The 14,338-nt window shown below is 72.5% G+C and carries 13 protein-coding genes, 1 tRNA gene and 1 pseudogene; 9 read left to right on the top strand and 6 right to left on the bottom strand.

Annotation, left to right across the window (positions count from 1 at the left end; all coding sequences use genetic code 11):
* Positions 1–126 precede the first annotated feature (126 nt).
* Together ACZ6X9_RS27830 and ACZ6X9_RS27825 are read left to right on the top strand one after the other, a co-directional pair.
* Complete coding sequence (locus ACZ6X9_RS27830) at positions 127–528, top strand: rodlin (protein WP_469780745.1); 402 nt, start codon at positions 127–129, stop codon at positions 526–528.
* A gap of 297 nt (positions 529–825) precedes the next feature.
* On the top strand, positions 826–1,620 hold the full coding sequence (locus tag ACZ6X9_RS27825; protein ID WP_469780846.1) for a nucleotidyl transferase AbiEii/AbiGii toxin family protein: 795 nt from the start codon (positions 826–828) through the stop codon (positions 1,618–1,620).
* A 162-nt stretch (positions 1,621–1,782) separates the two neighbouring features.
* Here ACZ6X9_RS27825 and ACZ6X9_RS27820 read toward each other — a convergent pair whose 3' ends face one another.
* Both ACZ6X9_RS27820 and ACZ6X9_RS27815 read right to left on the bottom strand, forming a co-directional pair.
* On the bottom strand, positions 1,783–2,400 hold the full coding sequence (locus ACZ6X9_RS27820; protein ID WP_469780852.1) for a hypothetical protein: 618 nt from the start codon (positions 2,398–2,400) through the stop codon (positions 1,783–1,785).
* A 1,542-nt stretch (positions 2,401–3,942) separates the two neighbouring features.
* A pseudogene (locus tag ACZ6X9_RS27815) lies at positions 3,943–4,191 on the bottom strand (helix-turn-helix domain-containing protein); the annotation flags it as partial.
* A gap of 409 nt (positions 4,192–4,600) precedes the next feature.
* On the opposite strand from ACZ6X9_RS27815, the gene ACZ6X9_RS27810 reads away from it, so the two are divergent.
* From ACZ6X9_RS27810 to ACZ6X9_RS27800, 3 genes are all read left to right on the top strand, one after another.
* The gene (locus ACZ6X9_RS27810) at positions 4,601–5,128 is read left to right on the top strand and encodes a DUF4232 domain-containing protein (RefSeq protein ID WP_469780744.1); all 528 of its coding nucleotides are present in this window, start codon (positions 4,601–4,603) and stop codon (positions 5,126–5,128) included.
* Positions 5,129–5,250: 122 nt separating this feature from the next.
* Positions 5,251–6,132, top strand: a complete 882-nt coding sequence (gene aac(3) / locus ACZ6X9_RS27805) for an aminoglycoside 3-N-acetyltransferase (RefSeq protein WP_469780743.1) — start codon at positions 5,251–5,253, stop codon at positions 6,130–6,132.
* A 781-nt stretch (positions 6,133–6,913) separates the two neighbouring features.
* Positions 6,914–7,117, top strand: coding sequence for a cold-shock protein (locus tag ACZ6X9_RS27800; protein WP_436783502.1), 204 nt, complete (start codon positions 6,914–6,916; stop codon positions 7,115–7,117).
* 371 nt (positions 7,118–7,488) lie between these two features.
* On the opposite strand, the gene ACZ6X9_RS27795 is transcribed toward ACZ6X9_RS27800, so the two are convergent.
* Both ACZ6X9_RS27795 and ACZ6X9_RS27790 read right to left on the bottom strand, forming a co-directional pair.
* Positions 7,489–8,175 (bottom strand): NADPH-dependent FMN reductase, encoded by a 687-nt coding sequence (locus ACZ6X9_RS27795; protein ID WP_469780742.1) that lies wholly within the window; start codon positions 8,173–8,175, stop codon positions 7,489–7,491.
* A 108-nt stretch (positions 8,176–8,283) separates the two neighbouring features.
* On the bottom strand, positions 8,284–8,802 hold the full coding sequence (locus ACZ6X9_RS27790; RefSeq protein WP_469780741.1) for a GlcG/HbpS family heme-binding protein: 519 nt from the start codon (positions 8,800–8,802) through the stop codon (positions 8,284–8,286).
* A gap of 213 nt (positions 8,803–9,015) precedes the next feature.
* On the opposite strand from ACZ6X9_RS27790, the gene ACZ6X9_RS27785 reads away from it, so the two are divergent.
* Positions 9,016–10,320, top strand: a complete 1,305-nt coding sequence (locus ACZ6X9_RS27785) for a sensor histidine kinase (protein ID WP_469780740.1) — start codon at positions 9,016–9,018, stop codon at positions 10,318–10,320.
* Complete coding sequence (locus tag ACZ6X9_RS27780; RefSeq protein ID WP_469780739.1) at positions 10,317–10,973, top strand: response regulator; 657 nt, start codon at positions 10,317–10,319, stop codon at positions 10,971–10,973. Before ACZ6X9_RS27785 ends, ACZ6X9_RS27780 begins: the two co-directional genes overlap by 4 nt.
* Positions 10,974–11,062: 89 nt before the next feature.
* Here ACZ6X9_RS27780 and ACZ6X9_RS27775 read toward each other — a convergent pair.
* Positions 11,063–11,133: transfer RNA gene (locus ACZ6X9_RS27775), tRNA-Gly, on the bottom strand.
* A gap of 506 nt (positions 11,134–11,639) precedes the next feature.
* Between ACZ6X9_RS27775 and dcd the strand changes: the two genes are divergently transcribed.
* Complete coding sequence (dcd, locus tag ACZ6X9_RS27770) at positions 11,640–12,215, top strand: dCTP deaminase (protein ID WP_004947512.1); 576 nt, start codon at positions 11,640–11,642, stop codon at positions 12,213–12,215.
* Positions 12,216–12,264: 49 nt separating this feature from the next.
* Positions 12,265–12,762: a phosphoribosyltransferase gene (locus ACZ6X9_RS27765; protein WP_185944345.1), complete on the top strand. Its 498-nt coding sequence runs from the start codon at positions 12,265–12,267 to the stop codon at positions 12,760–12,762.
* 62 nt (positions 12,763–12,824) lie between these two features.
* Here ACZ6X9_RS27765 and ACZ6X9_RS27760 read toward each other — a convergent pair whose 3' ends face one another.
* Complete coding sequence (locus tag ACZ6X9_RS27760; RefSeq protein ID WP_469780738.1) at positions 12,825–14,231, bottom strand: PA14 domain-containing protein; 1,407 nt, start codon at positions 14,229–14,231, stop codon at positions 12,825–12,827.
* Positions 14,232–14,338: the final 107 nt, after the last annotated feature.

The following is a 14,338-nucleotide window of genomic DNA, read 5'->3' as shown; positions in this document are numbered from 1 at the left end:
CGCGTACCGCGGAGCGGGCCGTGGGCCGAATGAAGGAAGCCCGAATGAATGAAGCCCGATAACTTCCCCCACCGTGCCGAGTTAGGCAAGTAGCGCTCGTAAACCCCCCAGAGCGAAGGAACCATCGTGATCAAGAAGGTAGTGGCCACGGCCGCCCTGACGGCGTCGGCGGTCGGCGGATCCGTCGGCCCCGCCCTGGCGAACGGACACGACAGCCAGGACGTCGCCAATGGCAACCAGGCCGTCCAGATGTACGGAAACACTTACACCGGCGGTTACATGAGCCCCCAGATGGGTCTCATCAACGGCTCGTTCAACAAGCCGTGTATCGCCGTCGGAAGGCTGAACCTCCAGAACATCGTCGGACTGGTGAACATCGGTCTGCAGGACATTCCGATCCTGTCCTCGCAGCAGATGCAGCAGTGCACCGAGAACTCGACGATCAACGACGGCGACGACCCGCTGTCGCACATCCTGGACAAGCTCCCGATCCTGTCGGGCAACGGTTCGGCCAACCGCTACCACTGACGGTCGGACGACGCCACCGAAGCCGCCCCCGGCTCTGCCCGGGGGCGGTTTCGTGCGAGCGCGGCACCCCACCGCCGTCCTTCCGCCGTCCTTTCCGCTGTTCCCGCTCGCGGCTCGCCGCGTGGAGCGAGCGGCCGGATAATCCGGGTGATGACCAACTCGCCGCCCACGCCCCCGAAGCCGCCCGGGCCACCCGTGCCGTCCGCACCGCCCGTGCCGTCCGCACCGCCCGTGCCGTCCGTCGCGCCGGTGCCGTCCACGCCGTCCGACCGGGCGGAGGACCCCCGCCTCGCCGCGATGCTGTCCGGGACGCAGCGGCGGCTGCTCGACGACCTCTCCGACGTGGGAGCCGCGTTCCCGCTCGTCCTCGCCGGCGGGCACGCCGTGCGCTTCCACGGCCTGCCGCGGGAGTCCGGTCGTGCCCCCGCCCCTGTCGTGGGCTCCGGCTCCGGCTCCCCTTTCCGCTCCGGACCCGTCACCGGTCTCGACCTCGATTTCGCCACCGATACCCAGACGCCCATGGCCGAGGTGCTGGCGACGGCGCGAGCCGGGCTGGAGGCGCGGGGCTGGCGAGTACGGGAGGCGGCGGCGGAACCGCTCGCCGCGCGGTTCGTCGTCACCGACTCCCTGACCGAAGAGCAGTGCGAGGTCGAGATCGCCAAGGAGACGCTGTGGCGCGCGCCGGCCCGCAGCGGATCCGTTCTCGTGCTCGCGGTCGAGGACGTCGTCGGGACCAAGGTCAGGGCCCTGGCCGACCGGGGCCTGCCGCGTGACCTCATCGACGTCCACGCCGCGTCGGACCGCTGGTCGCGCCTCGAACTGGAGGAACTCGGCCGCCGGCACGCCCGCGACTCCTTCGACCTGGCCGATCTCAAGGCCCGGCTGGAGGGACTGGACTGGCTCGGGGACGCCGACTTCGCCGCCTGCGGGCTCGGCGAGGCGGACACGGAGGAGCTCCGGCGCTGGGCCCAGTTCTGGGCCGACGACATCGGCGAGCGGCTCGCCGAGGAGGCGCCGTACGAGGAGGAGCCGGAAGGGCGGGAGGCGGAAGGGGAGGAGCCGGGGGGCGGGGTCCCGGAGGGAGACAGGTAAGGGGGACCCCTGGAAGGAATCCCGGTCAGGGGAGATCCGTGGGGGGAGCCCCGGTCAGGGGAGACCTGTGGGGGCCCGGTCAGGGGAGACCTGTGGAGACCCGTGGAGGGAGCCCCGGCCAGGGGACACCCGTAGGGGGCGCCCGTCGCTTCCCCCCGCCCGTCACCTCCGCGCGTAGTCGGGCAGGAGCTCCCAGACGTTGAGGTCGGACCGGTAGAGGTACTGGGGGCGTTTCGTGATCGCGGAGGTGCGGAAGGGCCGGCCCTCGTCGTCGATGCGCAGGATGCCGTGCCGGCCGCCGCTGCTCCACTCCAGCTCCAGGTACCACTGCACGTCATGGCCGTCGGTGTGGGCGACCACGTCCAGGACCTGAGGGTCGGTGGCGGAGGTCTTGTAGGGGAAGTCCGTCGCCGGGATCCGGATGTCCCCCTGCTGACCGGCCACCGGCCGGGCGATCGGGCTGTCGCGGTCCAGGTCGATGTCCAGGGTGGCCGGCGTGACACCGCCGCCGCAGCCGTCCGCCATCACATAGGCGGACCAGTCCAGGGGCGCGGTCCGTCCCACCACCCGTACGTGCAGCGCGTGCAGCACGACCGACTGGCGTGACGTGCCCTGGACGGCCAGTTCGAGCTGCAACCGCCCGCCGGGCACCGCGCGCACCGCTCTCACCCAGCCGCGTGCGTTCATCCCGGCCGGGGGCGGGGGGACTTCGGCCGGGGTGCGGCCGGACACGAATACCTGATCGCAACGGTCGATCACGGTGTACGGGCGGGTGTTCACCGTCAGGGGCGTCCTGGAGCGCGTGTCAGGGGCGGGCGCGCCGGGCGGAGCGGACGTCGCGCCGGGGAACCCCGGTCCGCGTGCGGCCTCCGACGGGTTGCTCCGCGGGCCGTTCGGTGCGGACGGGCCGCTCGGGAAGGAAGGAGCGGACGGGACGGCTGTGGTGTTTGGGCTGGGCAGCCCGGGGAGGGTCGGGGCCGGTGCGGTGGGGAGGGAGCCGGACGCTCCGGGTTGCCGGTCGGTGGACAGGCCTGGGCCGGCGCTGCTTGTCGGCGGACGCTCGGCGCTCGCGTCCGCGCGGGAGTCGGGTTTGGTGGCGGCGTAGCTGGCGACGACGGCCGCCGGGATCGCGACGGCCACGGCGGCGGCGAGCAGCGCGCGCCGGACACCCCGCTTGCGTGTGCCATGCGGGGCGGGGTTCGGCGGGGCGGAGGCCGTTCCCGGCCGGCGGAGTCCGCTTCCCTTTCGTGCGCGGCCCTGGGCGGAACGTTCCGGCACGGCCGAGGCGGGGACTGCCGCCGTGTCCGACGCGATTTTCCGCGCTTCTTCCCGCGCTTCTTCCCGAGCCTCTTCTTTAGGAGGCGCACTGGAGTCGGGGACGGCGTCGCCCTTCGGCCCGTCTTTCGCCTCACCGCTCCGCGCGGGGGCGGGCGCCGTTCCGGAAACGGCCGGTTTCGGTCCCTCCGAGGGTGCGTTCGTGGTCGCGTTCCCGTTCCCGTTCCCGTTCCCGTTCGCGGCCTCGGCGGAAGCCGGCCGGGCGGGCGCGCCGGCGCGCGCACCGGAGTCTCGGGCGGTCGTCACCGGGTCGGTGGACGCGACCGGTCCGGTACCGCTCCGGCCGGGGCGTGTGTCGGGAAGGTCCTCTGCCGCAGCGAGGGGATGCGGAGGGTTCGCGCCGGAGGTTCCCCTCGCAGGGGACGGTTCGCCCGGGTGGGACTCCGACGTCGCGGAATGGATCCGGCCGTCCCCGAGACCTCCGGCGACGCGAGGCTGCCGGCCCGTACCGGTCGCTTCGTCGCCGTCGGTGCGCCCGGCGGCGGCCGGGTCCGCGCCCGTGCCGGAGGTCGCGTCGTTTTCGGGCGGCGCTTCGGGCGCCTCGTGCGTGGTCGCTGGTCCGGAAGCGGTCGTGCTTCCTGCCGGGCCGGATGCTCCGGCGGCGCCGGACCGTTCGTGCGTGGCGGCGGGGGCCCGACGGGCGCCGGGTATCCCACGCTGGGCAGGTACCCCTTCTCCGGCGGTCCGCGTGCCCCCGGCGGCTCGCGTGCTCCCGGCGGTCCGCGTGCCCGCAGCGGAGGCCGGGTTCTCGTCGGCCTGTGCGTCCGCGCCGGCCCCCGCGTCGGTCTCTGTGGCCGCGTCGGTGTCGGAGTGTGGGCCCGCAGAAGGAAGCGCGCCTATCCCCCGTGCCCCGCCCGCGCCGGCCCGTCCCCCCGTCTTGGCCCGTCCCCCCGTCTTGGGCCGTCCCCCCGTCTTGGGCCGTCCCCCCGTCTCGGGCCGTCCCCCTGTCTCGGGCCGGGCGACCGCGTCGGTGGTCGTCTGCGTCTTCCGGCGGCGGGCGTCGTCCGCGATGATCCAGCGACGGTGCAGGTCGACGAGTTCGTCGCGCCCCGCGCCGCACAGCCGGGCGAAGCGCTCCACAGGGGCGTACTCCGTGGGCACGGCGGCGCCGTGGCAGTACCGGTGCAGCGTGGACGTGCTCATGTGCAGCCGCTTGGCCAGGACTCCGTAACTGTGCCCCGAACGGTCCTTCAGCTCCCGAAGCCGGGCTGCGAACTCGGCTATCCCCTCGGACATACAGGCTCTTCCCGTCCCGGATCCGCGTTCCAGGGCGCGGCATCATCCCAGGTCGGACTATATGCAGCCATTCCCGCTTCCCCAAGGACACGACACGCCTTGCCGCCGGAACGCGCCACGGCACAGGCTGTCGGCACAGACCGCGGCCCGGGCACGATCCGCCGGGCATGGTCGGAACAGGAGCTGCCGTGCGGATCAGGTTCCGCCTCCGTCTCGAACTCGTCGACGCCGTGGCCCTGGGAGTGTTGGTCGCGTCCGTCCTGGCGGTCGTGGCGCTCCTGCACCACCTGTAAGTGCACTGCCGTAGTGCCGCACCGTCCTCGCACTCCCCGTCCTCACACTGTCCGTCCTTGGCGTGATGACTCGTCAACGCCGAGCACGATCAACTCACCAACCACAGGAGCTCACCATGCGTATACCGCGTCTCGCCGCTTCCGCCCTCCTCGCGGTCGGTACCCTCGCGCTCGCCGCCGGACAGAGCCAGGCCGCGCCGGCGGCCGGTCCGGCCGCGGCGCCGAAGACGGCCGCCTGTTCGGCGGCGCACACCAAGCTGACCGTGCAGAACGTGAGCCGCCCGATCAACCACCAGCTCCTCACTCTCACCAACACCGGCAGCACCAAGTGCAACGCCCTGCTTCACCCTTACCTCGGCTTCGATGACGACCAGTCGGCGAGCACTGTCATAGAGGACAGCAAGCCGCAGGCGGTGGTCACCCTCGCGCCGGGCGAGTCCGCGTACGCCGGGATCGCGCTCTCCGCGGCCGACGGCAGCGCCGGCCACGGTCGCTGGGCGCGCGTCGTCCAGGTCTCCCTCCGTGACGAGTCGGGTTCCGCCGGGCAGCCCGTGCGGGTCACGCTGCCCCGGGGCACGTGGATCGACGACTCGGTCGCCGTCACCTACTGGGAGTCGAACCCGGCCGACGCCCTCGTCTGGTGACGGAACGGGGAGCGGAACGGGAGCGGCTGGTAGGGCATGCTCGCGTCAATCCGCCCACGGGGGAGGAGGGTTGGGGCGGAAATGCCGTGCGGGTCGCTGTCCCCTGCGGCTAGCTTCCCCTCGTGGATGAGGGAGAACTGCTGGCCCGGGCCGGCGGGCCGGTGACGCGCAGCCGCCTGGTGCGGGAGTTGCGGTCGCTCGGTCTCGCCGAAGGCGACACCGTCATGTTCCATACGAGCCTGTCCGCCCTCGGGTACGTCCCGGGAGGCACGACGACCGTCATCGACGCGTTGACCGAGGCCGTGGGCGCGTCCGGCACCCTGATGGCGTACTGCGGGTGGAACGACGCGCCGCCCTACGACCTCCCCTCGTGGCCCGAGGAGTGGCAGGCGGCGATGCGGGCCGAGTGTCCGGCCTACGACCCGCTCCTCAGCGAGGCGGATCACAGCAACGGCCGCCTCCCGGAAGCCCTCCGGCACCGTCCGGGCGCCGTGCGCAGCCGGCACCCGGACGTCAGTTTCGCGGCCGTCGGGGCGCGGGCGGAGGCCCTGGTGGCCGACCATCCCTGGGACGACCCCCACGGTCCCGGCACCCCGCTGGCCCGGCTCACGGCGGTGGGCGGTCGCGTCCTGCTGCTGGGCGCACCCCTCGACAGCATCACCCTCCTGCACCACGCCGAGGCCCTGGCGGAGGCGCCCGGCAAACGGTTCGTCGAGTACGAGCAGCCGGTCCTCGTCGACGGCGTACGGACCTGGCGCCGTTTCCGGGACATCGACTCCGAGGACGGCGCCTTCGACTACGCGTCCGTGGTGCCGGAGGGCGAGTGGCCGTTCGCCGTCATCGCGCGCGACATGCTCGCCGCCGGGCTCGGCGTCCGGGGCACGGTCGGAGCGGCGGAGTGCCACCTCTTCGAGGCGCCGGACGTCGTCCGCTTCGGGGTCCGGTGGATCGAGGAGAAGCTGGGGGTCGAGGAGGGGCCGGGAGGGAGGGACGGACGGGGGTGAGCCTCCCGGGGGGCCGGGCTCCTGGGGATTCCGGCCGCGCGAGGTCGCGTACCCCTCCCCCTGAGGGGCCGTACCTCTCCCCCTGAGGGGCCGGTCGCGTGGTGATCCGCCGCTCTCCGTAGGGGCCCCTGCCGGCTCCGGCTCCCCCGGGGTTCGCCCGCCCCGGCCGTCGATCGGTGCGGCCGGGGAAGGGCTGGGGAGGGGCGGAGCTTCATGGGCGAGGGAGGGGCGTCAGGCATGTGCGGGCCGGCCCCACGGGTGGGGTGCCGCCGCCCGCCCGGTCCAGGGGTACGGTGCGGCCGATGTCCTCTCGGCAAACCCGCCTGCAGGGCCGCTTCGGGACGCGTGGGGGCCTTGTGAACCGCGGCCGGGAGGTATTCTGTCGTGGCCACGATAGTTTTCGGTGGACTTCCGGGCGAAAGCCACGGGGTGGAGCGGTGCCCCGGGCGGCCCGGTGCCCGGTTGTCCGGGTGGGGCGGCAGGGCGGCGAGAGCGGGCGCTTCACATTCCTGCCCCCGCCGGTGCAGAATTTTGGAAACGCCTGGGTGGGCTTATCCGAGTCATTCAGAACGGGATGAAAATTCCCTCCCACAGGGTGGGTCGGGCCGTGCTACCGTCGTTGTCAGTTGCAGTTGTGGTTCCCGAAAACCCATGTGCGTTCTCCGGCTTTGGAGCCGGGTGAGGCGCTCGGTGTGAACGGGTCTCTCCGTATGGGGAAATCATCGCGGCGACGCGAGGCTCGCGCGGTGCGGGTCCAAAGCATTCCCCGAGGGAGAAAATTATGGCCACCGGTGTTGTCAAGTGGTTCAACGCGGAAAAGGGCTTCGGCTTCATCGAGCAGGACGGTGGCGGCGCTGACGTGTTCGCCCACTACTCGAACATCGCCACCCAGGGCTTCCGTGAGCTGCAGGAGGGTCAGAAGGTTTCCTTCGACGTGACCCAGGGCCAGAAGGGCCCCCAGGCCGAGAACATCGTTCCCGCCTGATCAAGCACTTGTGACGCCGGGCTCCGCATCATCCGATGCGGGGCCCGGCGTTCTTGTTTTCCCCTGAGCTTTTCGTCACTGCTCCGGTCGGTGCGGGGATCGCGCTCGCGTTCATCGGCCGCGTATTCGGTGGCGGCCGGGCGGCGTTCGCCGGAATTTCACGCGACGTTCACGGATCACGCGACGTTCGCGGAGCCGCCGGCAAGCGGCCGCGGGTTTGAAGATCCGCCGCATTGGGGGCGCTTTTCCCGGGATTCCCGGTGCGTCCCGGTCCACTGCCTTTCATCGCTCCCTGCCGTTCCCCGTCGTTCCCTGCCGCTTCCCACCGTTTCGCACCCGGACGGCCACGGCCTCGCCGCCGTCTGTCCCTCTCACGCCGGATAGGGCGCGGCGGCGCGTGCCGCGCGGAGGGCCGCCGCCCACCAGGCCAACTGCTCCAGCAACTTCCCGGCGTACCGGGGAGCTTCCGGATCCAGTGGACGGCCGTCCCGCCAGCGGGCGAAGTAGTCGGAGAAGGCCAGCCTGTCGCGGATGGGCACCGCGTGCAGTTCGGTGAGCACGTTCTCCAGGTGCAGCACCGCGTGCCGGCCGCCCGCCGCGCCGCCGTAGCTGACGAAGGCGACGGGCTTGGCCGTCCACTGGGTGAAGTGCCAGTCGATGGCGGCCTTCAGGGACGCGGGATAGCTGTGGTTGTACTCCGGGGTGACGATGGCGAACGCGTCCGCGCGGTCCAGTGCCGACGTCAGGGCCGCCATGCCGGCCGGGCGGGGGTAGGCGGCACCGGCGTACTTCGGCGGCGCCGCGGGCAGGGAGAGGGGGACGTCGATCTCGGCCAGGTCGACGACTTCCACGTCGAACCCGCCGTGCAGGCGGGCCTGTTCGGCGAACCACGAGCCGACGACCGGGCCGAACCGCCCCTCCCGGACGCTGCCGAGGACGACCACCAGCCTGTGCCGGCCGTTGCCACCGTCCTCCTGCGTGTCCTCGTTCACGCGGTTCACGCGTTTCACACGCTCGTCGCCGCCCGACTCCGTGTCCACAGGTGTGTTCTCGTCCATGGGCACCACGATCGGGGCGCACCGCGGACGGAACCAGACCGCGTTCGGGCGGCCCGGCAGGGCAACTCGCGGCCCGGGCCGGGTGCCGGGGGGACCTCCACGCCCGGGTCAGTCACCCAGCGCCGCGACGCCGGCCCGGGCGAACTTCTCGTCGAGGTCACCACTGGGTGCCCCAGCCACCCCGATGGCGGCGATCGGCGCGCCCTTCGCCCGGACGGGCGCGCCACCCGGCAGGAAGAGGGTGCCGGGAATGTCCTTGAGGGTGGGGGTCTTGGTGAGGCGGTCCATGAGGGTGGAGGTCGGTGCGTTCCAGGAGACGGCGGTGAACGCCTTCTTCTCGGCACTGCCGTACGACTGCGGGCCCGCGCCGTCGCCGCGAAGGGTGACGAGGGTGGTGCCGTCGCGGTCCACGACGGCCACGGAGACCGCCTGACCCTCCTTGGCGGCGGCGTCAAGGGCGGCCTGCGCCGCCTTCGTGGCGCCGGCGACCGTCAGGTGCCGGGTGGACCGCAGGGCGGTGCCCTCCGCCTCGGCGGCGGGAGTGGCGGCGTTGGCGGCGACGACGCCGACCACCCCCGCGACGACGACGGTGGAGGCGGTGGTGAGGAGCTTCTTGGCCTTGGTCATGCCCCGATCCTCCGGCCGGCGCCGTGTCGCGCGCGTCGGCCGGAGGGCTGCCCGTACGAGCGGTCCGGCCGACGCCGGGGTCGACCGATCGGTTGATGCGGGAACCGCCGCGCGCGGCGAGGATGGGCGCGGACGCGCGGGACGAGAGTGCCGCGCGGGACGAGGCGCGCGGGCGGTGCGGGAGCCGCGGAGAGAACGAGGAGGTGGATCGGGATGCGACGGCGTACGGGACCGGCGGCAGTGGCCGACAGGGCCGACAGGGCCGACAGGGCCGACGGGGCCGACAGGGCCGACGGGGCTGGCGAGGCCGATGAGGCAGCCCCGGCCCGCCCACGAGGTCCGGCCCCCGTCGGCGAGCGGTGGCTCGCCCTCGTCCTCCACGCCGCGTTCTTCCTGCTCCTCGGCGCCTCCCTGTCCCGCTTCCTCATCCGCCACCCCGGCGACCCGCGCACCCCGTGGATCATCGCCCTGAGCGCCGCGCTGGCGCTGCTGCACCTGCTGGGCCAGGGGCCGCTCGCCCGTCCCGTACCGCGCCGGTTCGTCTGGCTCGGAGCGGTGGTGACGGTCTGGATGGTGCTGGTGGTGCTGGCGCCGAGTTTCGCGTGGTGTGCGGTGCCGCTGTTCTTCACGGGACTGCGCACACTGCCGCCGAGGGCGGCGCTCGCCCTGGTGACGATGCTCACCGCGTTCGTGGTGGCGGCGCAGCTCAAGCTGTCCACGGGCGGCTTCGACCCCAACCTCGTCCTCGCACCGCCCGCGGTGGCGGCGATCGCGGCCGCGGTGTTCGTACGGATGCGGCACCAGGCCGACCGCCAGCGGCAGTTGATCGACGACCTCATCCGCACCCGACGGGAACTCGCGGCGACCGAACGCCGGGAGGGCACCCTGGCGGAGCGGCAGCGGCTGTCGATGGAGATCCACGACACGCTGGCGCAGGGCCTGTCCAGCCAGCAGATGCTGCTCCAGGCCGCCGACCGGGTGTGGGCCGCCGACCCGTCGGCCGCCCGTCGCCATGTGCGCACCGCCGCGTCGATCGCCGGACGGAACCTGGCCGAGGCCCGTCGCTTCGTCCACGACCTCGCGCCCGCGGACCTCGCCGACGGCAGCCTGCCGGAGGCCCTGCATGCGCTGGCGGCGCGTGTGACGGAGGAAGCCGGCGGGCTCGCCGTCCGCTGCCACGTCGAAGGCGCCCCGCCCCGGCCGTTGCCCGAGGCCGTCGGGTCCGCGCTGCTGCGCATCGCGCAGGGCGCGCTGGCGAACGTCCGTGAGCACGCCGGTGCGACCACCGCCACCCTCACCCTGACCTGCCTCGACGACCAGGTGCTGCTGGACGTCGCCGATGACGGCCGGGGTTTCGACGCCCGGTCCGCTGCGGCGTCCGCCCCCGGGCCGCGGGGTCACGGCCTGCCCGCGATGCGGGCCCGCGCCGGGCGGGTCGGCGGCACCCTGACCGTCGAGTCCGCGCCGGGCGAGGGCACCGTCCTGTCCGTCGCCGTCCCCCTGGAACCCCTGCCATGACCCGAGCCCCGGGGCCCCGCGGAGTCCCCGCCGCCCCCGTGCGCATCCTGCTCTGCGACGACCACGCGGTCGTCCGCGCCGGACTGCTCGCCCTGCTCGGAAGCGAACCCGACATCGAGGTCGTGGGCGAGACCGGCAGCGGCGAGGAAGCCGTGGCCACCGCCGCGCGGCTCCGCCCCGACGTCGTCCTGATGGACCTCCAACTCGGCCCGGGACTCGACGGCGTGGAAGCCACCCGCCTGATCGCCTCGACCGGCGTCCACGTGCTCGTCCTCACCACCTACGACACCGACGCCGACATCACCCGGGCCGTCACCGCGGGGGCCACCGGTTACCTGCTCAAGGCCGAACGCCCCGAGGAACTCTTCACGGCGATCCGCGCCGCCGCCCAGGGCCGGCCCGCGCTCTCCCCGCCCGTGGCGGGCCGCGTCCTGGACCGGATGCGCGGCGCCGGCCGCCCGGCGCTGACGCCCCGCGAGCTCGACATCCTCGCCCGCCTCGCCGAGGGGCTGGGCAACCGCGAGATCGCCCGTGCCCTGTTCATCAGCCAGGCGACCGTGAAGACCCACCTCGGACGCATCTACGACAAGCTCGGCGTCGACACCCGGGCCGGCGCGGTGGCGGTGGCCAAGGAACAACGGCTCCTGCCCTGAGCGGACCGGCCGTCATCCTGGGGAGGCACCGCCGCCCCCCGAACAGCAAGAGGCCCCAAGTCATCCGACCTGGGGCCTCTGCACAAGAGAGCGGGCGACGAGAATCGAACTCGCGCTCTGAGCTTGGGAAGCTCATGTTCTACCATTAAACTACGCCCGCGAGGACGCCCCATCAGGGCGTCGCATCGTCGCACACTCTACCCCATTCGAGGCCCCCGGCGCACGTGACGCAGGGGGCTTTCTCGTTTGCGGGGGTGGTGTGGAAGGGGTGGGGACGCGGGCGTGGGGCGCGGGAGTTGGGGCGTACCGTGGGGCGGGGTGGCCGGCCCGGGGGGTGATGGGAGTGCCGCGCGCAAGCGTGTCCCATACATCCCCTAATGTGGCTTTTGTCTTTCACGTCATGGGGAAAGGGACTCGATGGAGCGCACCGTCGTCCGTTGTGCCGAGGGGCACGTGTTCAGCACCGCTTCGTTCCCGATGCAGAACCTCGGTCCCGGCCGGATCGGTCCCGGCCGTCTGCTGCGCTGTCCGCGCTGTGCGCGGCTGCGGCACTCGGTGCCGGTGGGGCCGCAGAGGCGGTGATCACTGCGCGGTGAGCGGCAGCGCGGGCCCGGTCCGGTCAGGACCGGGCCCGCGCTGTCCTTCTTCTCCGCGTATCCTCGACCCGTGCTTCTCTCAGACAAGGACATCCGGACCGAGATCGACGCCGGCCGGGTGCGGATCGACCCGTACGACGCATCGATGGTGCAGCCGTCGAGCATCGATGTGCGCCTCGACCGCTACTTCCGGGTGTTCGAGAACCACCGGTACCCGCACATCGACCCCGCCGTGGAGCAGGCGGACCTCACGCGTGAGGTGGTGCCGGAGGGCGACGAGGCGTTCATCCTGCATCCGGGCGAGTTCGTGCTGGCCTCGACGTACGAGGTCATCACGCTGCCCGGGGACATCGCCTCGCGGCTGGAGGGCAAGTCCAGCCTGGGCCGGCTCGGCCTGTTGACGCACTCGACCGCGGGTTTCATCGACCCGGGGTTCTCGGGTCACGTGACGCTGGAGCTGTCGAACATGGCGACGCTCCCGATCAAGCTCTGGCCGGGCATGAAGATCGGGCAGCTCTGCATGTTCCGGCTCACGTCACCGGTCGAGCACCCGTACGGGTCCGCGAAGCACGGTTCCCGGTACCAGGGCCAGCGCGGGCCGACGCCGTCGCGGTCCTTCCAGAATTTCCATCGCACGCAGGTCTGACCGCGCAGGGCGCGCAGGTCCGACGACCAGGGAACAGGGCGAAGAGCAAGTGAGTGACATCCGCGAGAACCTGACCTACCCGATCTTCGGGCAGGCCATCCGGGAGCTGGCCCAGACCGTCGCGGACGACGGCTACGAGCCCGACATCATCCTGTCCATCGCACGCGGCGGCGTCTTCGTCGCCGGCGGTCTCGCCTACGCGCTGGACTGCAAGAACATCCACCTGGTGAACGTCGAGTTCTACACCGGCGTGGGGTCGACGCTCGAGATGCCGGTCATGCTGTCGCCCGTCCCGAACGCGATCGACTTCTCCAACAAGAAGGTCCTCATCGCGGACGACGTCGCGGACACCGGCAAGACGCTCAAGCTCGTCCACGACTTCTGCCTGGAGCACGTCGCCGAGGTGCGCAGCGCGGTGATCTACGAGAAGTCGCACTCGCTGGTCAAGTGCGAGTACGTGTGGAAGCGCACCGACGAGTGGATCAACTTCCCGTGGAGCGTCGAGCCGCCGGTGGTGCGGCGCGAGGGCCAGGTCCTCGACGCCTGATCCGGACGTTCCGCCGCGAAGGCCCCGGCTCCCCGTACGACGGGAGCCGGGGCCTTCGTGCGTCAGTGGGTGGCCCGGACCGTACCGCTGGGCAGCGACTCCCTGTTCTCGGCGTTCACGGCCCGGACGTAGTAGAAGCGGGTCGTGACGGTCCTGATCTTCTGGTCCAGGAACGACGTCCCCTTCGCGGTCCCGATCAGGCGGAAGCCCGCGTCGGGACCGTCGCGCAGGTCGCGGGCGTAGACGTGGAAGGACGTGGCGGTGCGGTCCGGGGACTGCCAGCTCAGGAGGACCCCGGCGCCGCGGACGTCGGCGGCCCTGAGCCCGGTCGGGGGCTGGGGGCGGTGGTGTGCCGAGCGGAAGGAGACGGGCGCGCTTCGCGGCGACTCCTTCCCGTGGGTGGTGAAGGCGGAGACGGCGTACTCGTAGGTCATGCCGTCGGACCAGGGGGCGTCGGCGGCCGCGTTCTCGCGGGTGGTGGCGACGAGGATCCAGTCGCTTCCGCCGTACCGGCGCCAGACCCTGTACCCGTCCAGGTCGGGTTCCGTGTTCTTCGCCCAGGTCAGCTTGGCCTGGAGGCCGTCGGCCGACACCGTGAGCCGGGCCGGGGCGGCCGGCGTCGTGGGCGCCGGGGCCGGCGTGGTGATCCGCGCCTCGGCCGAGCGGCCGGAGTCGTTGCCGGTCTTGTCGACGGCGGTGACGGCGTAGGCGTAACCGTCCCCGTTCGCCTTCGGGCGGTCGGAGAACGAGGTGGCGGTCAGCGGCTTCTTCCCGCTGACGACGGTCCAGGCGCCGGGCTTGCCGTGGGCGGGCAGGACGCGGCGGTGGACCGTGTAGCCGGCCAGGTCGAGCTCGTTGTTGCGCGCCCAGCGCAGGGTCGCCTTGCCGGACGGGGCGTCGAAGGCCGCCTTCAGGCCGGCCGGGGCGAGGGGCTTGACCTTGTCGTCGGCCTTGCCGGTGACGGGCGTGTACGTGAACTTCACGTTCGCCGGGCCGGTGAAGGCCGCGTAGTTGACCCGGAGCGTGTGCTTCCCCTTGGGGACCGCGACCCGGACGGCCTTCTTCTGGGTCTTCGGGACGTCCTTCCAGAGGTCCACCTTGATCTTGTCGTCCAGGTAGACCCGGATGCCGTCGGCGGCCTCCGCGGTGAAGGTGAACGGGCCGCCGGAGCCGAAGTCGCGGGTGGTCGTCCAGCGGACGCCGAAGCCGTCGCGCGGCAGGCCGGTGCCGGCGGGGGCGCCCGTGCCGTAGTTCTCGGCGATGGCGTCGTCGCAGGCGGTCTTCTTGGGGGCGCCGCGGAAGGTGGTGTTCGGGAAGAACTCGGCCTTCCAGACGCCGGGGGCGCAGGTGGTGGCGGGCGCCGCGTGGGCGGTGCCGGCCGGGACGGTGAGCCCGAGGGCGACGGAGCTGAGCGCGAGCGCCGTGACGGACGTGCGTCGTGACGTGCGTCGGGCAGTGCGTCGGAGCATGCGGTTTGAGGTCCTTGCCGAGAAAACCGGTGGCGCAAGGAGTGTGGGGGGACGCCGAGGTGATCGTGCCACGGATCTTTCCCGGGGAGAACGCCAGGGCCCCGGAC

Source organism: Streptomyces sp. NPDC052910, from assembly GCF_055585605.1.
The sequence above is the reverse complement of the archived record's forward strand: the minus strand, read 5'-3'. Positions and strand labels throughout refer to the sequence as shown.

Bases quoted from the DNA above. Each gene is read 5' to 3' on its own strand.
- ACZ6X9_RS27825 (WP_469780846.1), top strand. From the start codon at position 826: ATGCTGTCCGGGACGCAGCGGCGGCTGCTCGACGACCTCTCCGACGTG.
- ACZ6X9_RS27810 (WP_469780744.1), top strand. From the start codon at position 4,601: ATGCGTATACCGCGTCTCGCCGCTTCCGCCCTCCTCGCGGTCGGTACC.
- ACZ6X9_RS27800 (WP_436783502.1), top strand. From the start codon at position 6,914: ATGGCCACCGGTGTTGTCAAGTGGTTCAACGCGGAAAAGGGCTTCGGC.
- ACZ6X9_RS27795 (WP_469780742.1), bottom strand. From the start codon at position 8,175: ATGGACGAGAACACACCTGTGGACACGGAGTCGGGCGGCGACGAGCGT.
- ACZ6X9_RS27790 (WP_469780741.1), bottom strand. From the start codon at position 8,802: ATGACCAAGGCCAAGAAGCTCCTCACCACCGCCTCCACCGTCGTCGTC.
- ACZ6X9_RS27785 (WP_469780740.1), top strand. From the start codon at position 9,016: ATGCGACGGCGTACGGGACCGGCGGCAGTGGCCGACAGGGCCGACAGG.
- ACZ6X9_RS27780 (WP_469780739.1), top strand. From the start codon at position 10,317: ATGACCCGAGCCCCGGGGCCCCGCGGAGTCCCCGCCGCCCCCGTGCGC.
- ACZ6X9_RS27760 (WP_469780738.1), bottom strand. From the start codon at position 14,231: ATGCTCCGACGCACTGCCCGACGCACGTCACGACGCACGTCCGTCACG.